At 71.9% G+C, this 10878-nt stretch carries 8 protein-coding genes and 2 pseudogenes; 8 read left to right on the top strand and 2 right to left on the bottom strand.

Annotation, left to right across the window (positions count from 1 at the left end):
* Positions 1-368 precede the first annotated feature (368 nt).
* Positions 369-2207: pseudogene (locus ACFRFC_RS16100) on the bottom strand (HSP90 family protein); the annotation flags it as partial.
* 216 nt (positions 2208-2423) lie between these two features.
* On the opposite strand from ACFRFC_RS16100, the gene recG reads away from it, so the two are divergent.
* The 8 genes and pseudogenes from recG (at position 2424) to mutM (ending at position 10391) form a co-directional block, all read left to right on the top strand.
* Positions 2424-4694, top strand: coding sequence for an ATP-dependent DNA helicase RecG (recG, locus tag ACFRFC_RS16095; protein ID WP_382685218.1), 2271 nt, complete (start codon positions 2424-2426; stop codon positions 4692-4694).
* A gap of 265 nt (positions 4695-4959) precedes the next feature.
* Complete coding sequence (gene rsmD, locus ACFRFC_RS16090; RefSeq protein ID WP_382685215.1) at positions 4960-5544, top strand: 16S rRNA (guanine(966)-N(2))-methyltransferase RsmD; 585 nt, start codon at positions 4960-4962, stop codon at positions 5542-5544.
* Positions 5545-5570: 26 nt separating this feature from the next.
* On the top strand, positions 5571-6050 hold the full coding sequence (gene coaD / locus ACFRFC_RS16085; RefSeq protein WP_382685768.1) for a pantetheine-phosphate adenylyltransferase: 480 nt from the start codon (positions 5571-5573) through the stop codon (positions 6048-6050).
* 134 nt (positions 6051-6184) lie between these two features.
* The gene (locus ACFRFC_RS16080; protein ID WP_382685212.1) at positions 6185-7345 is read left to right on the top strand and encodes a cell division initiation protein; all 1161 of its coding nucleotides are present in this window, start codon (positions 6185-6187) and stop codon (positions 7343-7345) included.
* 197 nt (positions 7346-7542) lie between these two features.
* On the top strand, positions 7543-8187 hold the full coding sequence (locus tag ACFRFC_RS16075) for a YceD family protein (RefSeq protein WP_382685210.1): 645 nt from the start codon (positions 7543-7545) through the stop codon (positions 8185-8187).
* A gap of 2 nt (positions 8188-8189) precedes the next feature.
* The gene (rpmF, locus tag ACFRFC_RS16070; RefSeq protein ID WP_003951102.1) at positions 8190-8363 is read left to right on the top strand and encodes a 50S ribosomal protein L32; all 174 of its coding nucleotides are present in this window, start codon (positions 8190-8192) and stop codon (positions 8361-8363) included.
* A gap of 7 nt (positions 8364-8370) precedes the next feature.
* A pseudogene (gene rnc, locus ACFRFC_RS16065) lies at positions 8371-9177 on the top strand (ribonuclease III); the annotation flags it as partial.
* A gap of 353 nt (positions 9178-9530) precedes the next feature.
* The gene (gene mutM / locus ACFRFC_RS16060) at positions 9531-10391 is read left to right on the top strand and encodes a bifunctional DNA-formamidopyrimidine glycosylase/DNA-(apurinic or apyrimidinic site) lyase (protein ID WP_382685208.1); all 861 of its coding nucleotides are present in this window, start codon (positions 9531-9533) and stop codon (positions 10389-10391) included.
* Here mutM and ACFRFC_RS16055 read toward each other — a convergent pair whose 3' ends face one another.
* Positions 10392-10790 carry a winged helix-turn-helix transcriptional regulator gene (locus tag ACFRFC_RS16055; protein ID WP_382685205.1) on the bottom strand — a complete coding sequence of 133 codons (399 nt, stop codon included), beginning with the start codon at positions 10788-10790 and terminating at the stop codon, positions 10392-10394. It lies immediately after the preceding gene.
* Between the last annotated feature and the right edge of the window lie 88 nt (positions 10791-10878).

Here is a 10878-nt window from a genome sequence, read left to right as displayed (position 1 = left end):
CCTGAGCCATGGTCCCCGGAGCTTGAGCCACGGCCCTCGACGCCGGGGCCGGGGCCGTCGGAGCCTGGGCTACGGCCGCTGGGACCTGAGTCCCGGTCCCCAGGGCTTGAGCCCCGACCGCTTGGGCCCGAGCCACGGTCCCCGGGGCCTGAGCCGGGGCCATTGAAGTCCGAGCCACGGACGCTGGAGCCCGAGCCATGGTCACCGGAGCCGGAGCCGGAGCCGTCGAAGCCCGAGCCACGGCCACCAGAGCCAGAGCCCGGGCTACCCGGGCCTGAACCGTGGCCATCCGAGCCCGCGCCCGCGCTCAGGCCATCAGAGCCCGCGCCTGCGCCCAAGCCCTCGGAACCGGTGGCGCCCGTGGTGCCCGTGGCGCCGGCGCTCTCGCCGTGCGTGGCCCACTCCAGCAGGCCGATGAAGGCGCGGTTCAGCAGTGCGGAGTCCGCCGGGCGCAGAGGCCGCTGCGCCATCAGCAGCGCCTGCCCGTACAGCGACTCGGTGGCCGTGCCGATCAGCTCGCGGTCGGGCAGCGAACTGATCCGCCGGATCAGCGGATTGAGATGGTTGAGCACCAGCCTCGCGCGCGGGGCGCTGCCGCGCAGCGAGCCGAGAATGCCCGCCCACAGGTCGTCGGCCTGCGCCTCGGCCTCCGCGCGAGCCTGCTCGTGCCGGGCCTGCCGGTCGTCCAGGTGCAGCGCGGGCACCGACAGCGGATGGAACGCGCGGAGCACGACATCGCAGCCCAGCGGGTCGAGGGCGGCCCGCGCGGCGCCCAGGAAACCCGACAGGGCGAGTTCCTCGGCCGGGTCCACGGCGTCCAGATGGGCGGTCACCGTGTCGGCGTCCAGCTCCGCCACCGACGAACCGGGCCGCACCGACGGCAGCGCCTCCACCAGCTCGCTGTCGTACGTGTAACCGCCGTTGACGACCCCGATGCCCTGCGCCGAGGCGATCGGTGCGACCTGCCGGAACTCCTCGACCGTGCGCGTGAAGTGCACCACGGGATGGCGCTGCGCGAACTCCTCCAGGGACAGCTGCCCGTCCGTCGTCTCGAACGGCAGCCACGGCAGCATCGTGCGCAGCATGTCCTTGTCGTGCCGCGCGAGCGACTTCACGCCCAGATGGTGCACCGACAGGAACGCCGCGAGCCGCTGCGGGTCGCCGGCCGCGAGCGCCGTCAGCCAGGAGCGGATCCGTTCGCCCAGCGCCTCGCGCACGGCGGCCAGCGTCTCGTCCTCGTACAGCGCCTCGCGCGAGGCGGTCGGCCGCAGACTGTCCGTGTCCAGGACACAGCGCACGAAGAACGCCCAGTCGGGCAGCAGCTGTTCGGCGCGCTCGGTCAGCAGCATGCCCTTGAGGTGCACCCGGTGCCGGGCCCGCTGCGCCGGGCTGACCGCGGACGGCAGCACATACGCCACCCCGCGGATCCCGGCCAGCGGCACGCTCAGGTCGATCGAGTCCAGCGGCGTGAACCCGAACAGCTCGTGGCAGTGCCGGGCCAGCGCCACCCGCCGGGTCGCGGGCGAGGGATACGGGCGGTCCCAGGGCGCCGGCAGATCGGTGACCTCCTCGGCGCCGACCCTCACGTCGTAGGGCAGCAGCGAGCCGAAGTCCCGGGCCAGCTCCAGGACCCGCTCCTCGGCCAGCCACTCGCCCGCGCCCGCGCGTGCCACCAGGTGCACGGTGGTGCCGGGTTCGGGCCGGGCCTCGTCCGGCAGGGTCCGCACGGTGTACGAGCCGTCGTCCGCCGCCGTCCACTCCACCGGACGGGAATCCGGCTCGCGGGCGCTGCGGCTGACCACGCGGATCTTCTCGGCGACCACGAAACACGCGAGCAGCCCGATGCCGAACTGCCCGAGGAAGTCCGAGCGGGCCTCCTGGAGCCCCTCGGCCCGCTTGGAGCTGCGCCCGATGGTGGCCAGCAGGGTGTGCACGTCCGACTCGGTGAGCCCGACGCCGGAGTCCTCCACCCGCAGGGCGCCGCCCTCGGCGTACAGCCGCACCCGGGCGGGCGCGTCGGGCTGCTCGGCCCGCCGGGCGGTGATCGCGTCGACCGCGTTCTGGAGCAGTTCGCGCAGGTAGACCCTGGGGCTGGAGTAGAGGTGATGGGAGAGCAGGTCCACCAGACCACGCAGGTCGACCTGGAACGTATGGGGTGAGTGGGGAGGCTGGGGAGCCTCAGATGACTGTGAGGTCTGGGAATCCATCGTCGCTGCGCCGGTGGGGGGTTTCGCGGCGGCGCGGGGTCGGGCGGCCCCGTGTGAGGTGACCGCGGACGGGCGGAACGGACGGGCGGTACGGGCGGGTATACGACGGGCAGCCGGGCGGGGATGGCCTGGGGCCGGTCATCCTAGGGCCCGAACCAGCCGTCTGACCAGGGGTTTCCTCAGACGTATACGGCATTGTCAGTGGTGTGGTGTGCAATGGATCTCGTGCCCGCGCTGGAAGAACCACTGAAAAAGGTGCTCGGCCCCGCCACCGCGAAGGTGATGGCCGAGCATCTCGGCCTGCACACGGTCGGCGACCTCCTCCACCACTATCCGCGCAGATACGAGGAGCGTGGCCAGCTCACCCACCTCGCCGACCTGCCGATGGACGAGCATGTCACGGTGGTCGCCCAGGTCGCCGACGCCCGGCTGCACACCTTCGCCTCGGCGCGCGCGCCACGCGGCAAGGGCCAGCGCCTGGAGGTCACCATCACCGACGGCAGCGGCCGGCTCCAACTGGTGTTCTTCGGCAATGGCGTGCACAAACCGCACAAGGACCTCCTGCCCGGCACCCGCGCGATGTTCGCCGGAAAGGTCTCCCTCTTCAACCGCAAACTCCAACTCGCCCATCCGGCCTACGAACTCCTCCGCGGCGAGGAGGGGGAGGCCGAGGAGTCGGTCGAGTCCTGGGCGGGCGCCCTCATCCCGCTCTACCCCGCCACCGCCAAGCTGGAGTCCTGGAAGATCGGCAAGGCCGTCCGGACCGTCCTGCCGCGCGCCCAGGAGGCCGTCGACCCGCTCCCCGGCTCCCTGCGCGAGGGCCGCGGTCTGGTCTCCCTGCCCGAGGCCCTGCTCAAGATCCACCGCCCGCACACCAAGGCCGACATCGCGGACGCCCGCGACCGGCTCAAGTGGGACGAGGCGTTCGTCCTCCAGGTCGCCCTCGCCCGCCGCCGCCACACCGACGCCCTGCTCCCGGCCGTCCCGCGCGCGCCCCGCCCCGACGGACTGCTCACCGCCTTCGACGACCGGCTCCCCTTCACCCTCACCGAGGGCCAGCGGAAGGTCACCGCCGAGATCTTCACCGACCTGGCCACGGACCACCCGATGCACCGTCTGCTCCAGGGCGAGGTCGGCTCCGGAAAGACGATGGTCGCCCTGCGCGCGATGCTCGCCGTCGTCGACTCCGGCGGACAGGCCGCCATGCTCGCGCCCACCGAGGTGCTGGCCCAGCAGCACCACCGCTCGATGGTCGAGATGATGGGCGAGCTGGCCGAGGGCGGGATGCTCGGCGGCGCCGAGCACTCCACCAAGGTCGTGCTGCTCACCGGGTCCATGGGCGCGGCGGCCCGCCGCCACGCCCTGCTCGACCTGGCCACCGGAGAGGCCGGCATCGTGATCGGCACCCACGCGCTGATCGAGGACAAGGTGCAGTTCCACGACCTGGGGCTGGTCGTGGTGGACGAACAGCACCGCTTCGGTGTCGAGCAGCGCGACGCCCTGCGCGGCAAGGGCAAGCAGCCGCCCCATCTGCTGGTCATGACGGCCACACCGATCCCGCGGACCGTCGCCATGACCGTCTTCGGCGACCTGGAGACCTCCGTCCTCGACCAGCTCCCGGCCGGCCGCTCCCCCATCGCCAGCCATGTCGTCCCCGCCGCCGACAAGCCCCACTTCCTCGCGCGCGCCTGGGAGCGCGTGCGCGAGGAGGTGTCCAACGGCCATCAGGCGTACGTCGTCTGCCCCCGCATCGGCGACGAGGAGGACGACCCCAAGAAGCCCGCCAGGGCGGCGAAAGCCAACCCGAGCGACCCGAGCGACCCGAAGAAATCTGCCGCAGCTGCGAAGTCCCCCGAGGACGACGCCGAGAAGCGCCCCCCGCTCGCCGTCCTCGACATCGCCGGCCAGCTCGCCAAGGGCCCTTTGTCCGGCCTCAAGGTCGAGGTGCTGCACGGCCGGATGCAGCCCGACGACAAGGACGCCGTCATGCGCCGCTTCGCCGCCGGGGACACGGACGTCCTGGTCGCCACGACCGTCATCGAGGTCGGGGTCAACGTCCCCAACGCCACCGCCATGGTGATCATGGACGCCGACCGCTTCGGCGTCTCCCAGCTCCACCAGCTGCGCGGCCGGGTCGGGCGCGGCTCCGCCCCCGGCCTGTGCCTCCTGGTCACCGAGATGCCCGAGGCGACCCCCGCCCGACAGCGCCTCAACGCCGTCGCGGCCACCCTCGACGGCTTCGAACTGTCCCGCATCGACCTCGAACAGCGCCGCGAGGGCGATGTCCTCGGCCAGGCCCAGTCCGGCGCCCGCTCCAGCCTGCGCGTCCTCGCGGTCATCGAGGACGAGGAGATCATCGCGGAGGCGAGGGAGGAGGCGACGAGACTGGTGGCCGCCGACCCCGACCTCACCGGCCTCCCGGGCCTGCACACGGCCCTGGACGCCCTCCTGGACGAGGAAAGAGAGCAGTACCTCGAAAAGGGCTGAGCGGCAGCCCACTCCTTTTTGAATTCCGGGCTTTCACTCGAATTCCGGGCTCTCAGGGGCGCGGGGGAACCACGCGCCCGGCCGCCCACGATCCGGAGCGCCCGGCCGCCCACGACCCGACCGGCCAACGGGCCGCGCCCTCGACCGGCCGACGGGCCGCGCCCCCAACCGGCCGACCGCGCCCAGGCACCCCGAACCCCCGCCTGCGACACTGAACCGGAAGCCGCTGACCCAGCCGGAAGCCGCCCACCCAGAAGGACCCCACATGACCCGCGTGATCGCCGGCACGGCCGGCGGACGCCGCCTGACCGTCCCCCCGGGCACCGGCACGCGCCCCACCTCCGACCGCGCGCGCGAGGCCCTCTTCTCCACCTGGCAGTCCCTGCTGGGCGGCCCGCTGGACGGCGAGCGGGTGCTCGACCTGTACGCCGGTTCCGGAGCCGTCGGCCTGGAGGCGCTGTCCCGCGGGGCGGGCCACACCCTCCTGGTGGAGGCCGACGCCCGCGCGGCCAGAATCGTCCGGGAGAACGTGAAGAGCCTCGGCCTGCCCGGCGCCGAGGTCCGCGCGGGCAAGGCCGAGCAGATCATCCGGTCGGCGCCCGACACCTCGTACGACCTGGTGTTTCTTGATCCGCCGTATGCCGTGACGGACGACGATCTTCGGGAGATTCTGCTCACACTCCGCGCCGGGGGCTGGCTCGCGGGGGAAGCCCTCGTCACCGTGGAGCGCAGCACCAGAGGCGGGGATTTCCGGTGGCCGGACGGCTTCGCAGCCCTCCGGTCCCGTCGCTACGGCGAAGGGACCTTTTGGTACGGACGCGCCGCCTCCACCAGTCCAGACGCACGATGACCGGACCTGAGAGCGAGGGATCACAAGTGCGCCGCGCCGTCTGTCCCGGGTCATTCGACCCGATCACCAATGGACATCTCGACATCATCGCCCGGGCGTCCCGTCTGTACGACGAGGTCTATGTCGCGGTGATGATCAACAAGTCCAAGAAGGGCCTGTTCGAGATCCAGGAGCGGATCGACATGATCCGCGAGGTCACCGCCGAGTACGGCAACGTACGCGTGGAGGCGTTCCACGGCCTGCTCGTCGACTTCTGCAAGCAGCGTGACATCCCGGCCATCGTGAAGGGCCTGCGCGCGGTCAGCGACTTCGACTACGAACTCCAGATGGCCCAGATGAACAACGGCCTATCGGGCGTCGAGACCCTCTTCGTGCCCACCAACCCCACCTACTCCTTCCTGTCGTCCTCCCTGGTCAAGGAGGTCGCGACCTGGGGCGGCGATGTCTCCCACCTGGTCCCGCCGCTGGTCCTCGAAGCCCTCGCCGCCCGGCTGAAGCGGGACTGAGCCACCCGCCCGGCGTGACCCGGCCCCCGGCCGGTCAGGCGCCTGCTCCTGGAACCGGTGTCCCCCCGCGGTCCCAGGGCCGTACAGTCGTCCCGTCGGTCTCCAACACAGCTGTAGAGAATGGCGAGCACACGGTGGACGTGCAGAAGAAGCTCGACGAGATCGTCGCCGCGGTCTCCGGCGCCCGGTCGATGCCCATGTCGGCCTCGTGCGTGATCAACCGCGCGGAGCTGCTCTCGCTGCTGGACGAGGTCCGCGGGGCGCTGCCCGGATCCCTGGCCCAGGCGCAGGAGCTGATCGGCGGGCGGGAGCAGCTGGTCGAGCAGGCCCGTCAGGAGGCCGACCGGATCATCCAGGGCGCGCACGCCGAGCGGGGCTCGCTGATCTCCGGCACCGAGGTCGCCCGCCGCTCCCAGAGCGAGGCCGACCGCATCCTCGCCGAGGCCCGCACCGAAGCCGAGGAGATCCGCGCGGAGGCGGACGAATACGTCGACTCCAAGCTCGCCAACTTCGAGGTCGTCCTCAACAAGACCCTCGGCTCGGTCGGCCGGGGCCGCGAGAAGCTCCTCGGCACCGGTCCGGGCCTGGACGAGCAGGGCTACGAGGACGCCGACGCCCCCGAGCGCAGCCATGACCCCGAGACCCTGCGCCGCAGCGCCGACCAGTACGTCGACGTCAAGCTCGGCGCGTTCGAGGCGGTCCTCGCCAAGACGCTGGAGGCGGTCGGCCGCGGCCGCCAGAAGCTGCACGGGCGGCTCGCCTCCGACGACCTCGGCGCTCTCTCCGACGACCTCAGCACCGTCCAGCACTCCAGCGACGCCGACTACCTCGCCGGCCTCGCGGCGATCACCGACACCCCGGCCCCCCGCGCCGCCGCGCCGGTCGCCCCGGTTGTCCCCGCAGCCCCGGCCGCCCCGCTCGCCCCGCCCCAGCCCGCGCAGCCCCCCGCCGCCGAGCCCGCCTACGCCGCCTACCAGCAGCAGCCCGACCCCTACGCGGGCTACCAGCAGCAGGGCTACGACCCCCAGCAGGACCCGTACGGCTACCAGCAGGCCGACCCGTACGCGGCGGCGGCGTACCAGGGCTACGACCCGCAGCAGACCCAGCCGGGCTACGACCCGCACCAGGCCCACCAGCAGCCGCAGCAGCAGCCGCACCAGCAACTCCAGCAGCAGCCGCAGCAGGCGCAGCAGCCGCAGCAGCAGGGGTACGCGCTCGACGAGACCAGCCTCTTCGACACCAGCATGATCAGTGCCGAGCAGCTGCGCGCGTACGAGCAGGGCCGCGGCCTGTAGGCGCACGCCGCCGCACCGGACGTACGGGCGGCGGGAGGTGCGAGGTGCCCGCGGCCCGGGGTGCGACGTACCGGATTGGGCCCTCAGCGAAAGGTCCAGTATCCTGGCTCTTCGGTCGTGTGCATGTCCGCGATCAGCGCTGCCCAGGAACACCGGCGGGCGGCGTTTCCTCCTCGGCTCGCAGATCGAAAGCAGGAATGGCTCTGAACGCCCGCCTCGACCACCGCAACCCCCTCGTGTTCGACACGCACGAGCTGGGCCGGCGGCCCGGTGCGCTCCAGCGCCTGACCCGCACGGTCGACGCCCCCAAGGACCTCGGTCTCCAGGGCGTCGTCGCGGTGCCGGAAGGCATCCCGGTGGAGCTGACGCTCCGCCTGGAGTCGGTCATGGAAGGGGTGCTTGTCACAGGCACCGCCCGTGCCCGTGCCGAGGGGGAGTGCGTAAGGTGTCTGGAGCCGCTGGAGCTGCCGCTCGAAGCGGAGTTCCAGGAGATGTTCTCGTACCCTGACGCCGACGACCGGGGCCGTGTGATCGCGGAACCGGGCGACGACGCCGAGGACGACGAGGACAGGTTCTTCATCGAGGACGGCCTGTTCGACCTCGAACCCGTGCTGCGTGATGCGGTGGTGCTCGCACTGCCGATGCAGCCGGTGTGCCGGGAAGACTGTCCGGGCCTGTGCTCCCAGTGCGGGGCGCGGCTCGCGGACGACCCGGACCACCATCACGACGCCGTCGACATCCGTTGGGCGGCATTGCAGGGAATCGCCGATTCACTCGAAGACGGCGATCAGGACACGTTGAGCGGCGCCGATGCGGGCGTCGACGAGAAGCAGGAGAAGTAGCCGTGGCTGTTCCGAAGCGGAAGATGTCGCGCAGCAACACGCGCCACCGCCGGTCGCAGTGGAAGGCTGCGGTCCCCACCCTGGTTGCGTGCGAGCGCTGCCACGAGCCCAAGCAGCAGCACATCGCGTGCCCGTCGTGCGGCACCTACAACAAGCGCCAGGTCCTAGAGGTCTGAGCGGCTGGTGAGAGGCACTGTGTCCACGCCAAAGAAGGCGGATGACGCCAACCCGGACCCAAAGGCCCGGAAATCGGCGGACCACCAGTCCTCGTCCCACGCACTTCTGGAAGGGCGGCTCGGCTACCACGTCGAGTCCGCCCTTCTGGTGCGTGCGCTGACCCATCGCTCGTACGCGTACGAGAACGGCGGTCTGCCCACGAACGAGCGCCTGGAGTTCCTCGGGGACTCCGTGCTCGGCCTCGTCGTGACGGACACGCTGTATCGCACCCACCCCGATCTGCCCGAGGGACAGCTGGCCAAGCTGCGGGCCGCGGTGGTCAATTCGCGTGCGCTGGCCGGGGTCGGCCGCGGTCTCGACCTGGGCGCCTTCATCCGGCTCGGCCGTGGTGAAGAGGGCACGGGCGGCCGGGACAAGGCGTCCATTCTCGCCGACACCCTGGAAGCGGTGATCGGCGCGGTCTATCTCGACCGGGGCCTCGATGTGGCGTCCGAGCTGGTGCACCGCCTGTTCGACCCGCTGATCGAGAAGTCCTCCAACCTCGGAGCCGGCCTGGACTGGAAGACATCCCTCCAGGAGCTGACCGCGACCGAGGGGCTCGGCGTGCCCGAGTACCTGGTCACGGAGACCGGACCCGACCACGAGAAGACCTTCACCGCTGCCGCCCGCGTCGGAGGCGTCTCGTACGGCACCGGCACCGGCCGCAGCAAGAAGGAGGCGGAGCAGCAGGCCGCCGAGTCCGCCTGGCGCTCCATCCGCGCCGCCGCGGACGAACGAGCCGAGGCGGCGGAAGCCAAGGCCGTGGAAGCCGAGGCGACCCGCCCGGAGGGCGACCGGGACGCCGACGGCGACCAGGCGTCCGACGCCGAGCAGGTTTCCGACGGGGACCAGGCGTCCGACGGGGACCAAGGCTCCCACGGGGACCAGGCGTCCGACGGTGGCCCGGTTCACGACGGCAGCCGGGGTTCCGACGGCGGCCAGGCTCACCCCGGGGGAAGCCAGCCGTCCGAGGGCGACCAGGTGTCGTCCGACGGCGAAGCGTCCGCCTCCGCCTGACGCACACCAGCACGACCCGAGCGCCCTCCCCTCCGTCCGGGGTGGGCGCTCGGGCCGTTGCGACCCGGGACCGCACCTGGCGCCCCGGCCGGCCCACGACGGGGGATCCGATGCCCGAACTGCCCGAGGTCGAAGTCGTACGACGTGGTCTGGAGCGGTGGGTCGCCCATCGCACCGTCGCCGACGCCGAGGTGCTGCACCCGCGTGCCGTGCGCCGCCATCTCGCCGGCGGCGAGGACTTCGGGCACCGGCTCAAGGGGCACCGCATCGGGGTGGCGAGCAGGCGCGGCAAGTATCTGTGGCTGCCGCTGGAGGACACCCGGCAGGCGGTGCTGGCGCATCTCGGGATGAGCGGCCAGCTGCTGGTCCAGCCGCATGCCGCGGCCGACGAGAAGCACCTCAGGATCCGGGTCCGCTTCGCCGACGCCCTCGACACCGAGCTGCGCTTCGTCGACCAGCGCACCTTCGGCGGGCTCTCGCTGCACGACACCGATGCCGACGGGCTGCCCGACGTCATCGCGCACATCGCCCGCGATCCCCTCGACCCGCTCTTCGACGACGAGGCGTTCCACCAGGCGCTGCGCCGCAAGCGGACCACCATCAAGCGCGCCCTGCTCGACCAGTCCCTGATCAGCGGCGTCGGCAACATCTACGCCGACGAGGCGCTGTGGCGCTCCCGGCTGCACTACGAACGCCCGACGGCCACTTTCACCCGCCCGCGTACCACCGAACTCCTCGGCCATGTCCGGGACGTGATGAGCGAGGCCCTCGCGGTCGGCGGCACCAGCTTCGACAGCCTCTACGTCAACGTCAACGGCGAGTCGGGCTACTTCGACCGCTCGCTCGACGCGTACGGCCGCGAGGGACTGCCGTGCAGGCGCTGCGGTACACCGATGCGGCGGCGCGCGTGGATGAACCGGTCGAGCTACTTCTGCCCGACGTGCCAACGGCCACCGCGGGTCCCCTCGTGATCAGGTCTGCCGCTGCTCGTCGTACCGGCGCCGGGCGGCGAGGACGTCGTCCATGCTGTCCTGCACGCACGCGATCAGGGTCAGCAGCCGCTCGGTGACGCGGCGGCCGAGCGGGGTCAGCTCGTAATCCACCCGGGGCGGATTGGTGGGCCGCGCGTCGCGGCGCACCAGGCCGTCGCGCTCCAGGGCGTGCAGGGTCTGGGACAGCATCTTCTCGCTCACGCCGTCGACCCGGCGGCGCAGCTCGTTGAAGCGCAGCGAGCCTTCGTACAGCGCGCCCAGGGTGAGCCCGCCCCAGCGGCCGGTGACATGCTCCAGCGTGCGACGCGAGGGACAGACCTTGGCGAACACGTTGTACGGGAGGTCCCGCTCGTCGGCGCGTTCCTGTGGGGTGTCCATGGCAGGGAGCGTACGGGAGGTAAGCGCTGATCGGCAGAGTGCGCTAACTGGGAGTTAGTGGACGGCCTACCTCCGGTACCCGAGGCGA

This window comes from Streptomyces sp. NPDC056734 (assembly GCF_042790455.1).
Taxonomy (GTDB): Bacteria; Actinomycetota; Actinomycetes; order Streptomycetales; family Streptomycetaceae; genus Streptomyces.
The sequence above is the reverse complement of the archived record's forward strand: the minus strand, read 5'-3'. Positions and strand labels throughout refer to the sequence as shown.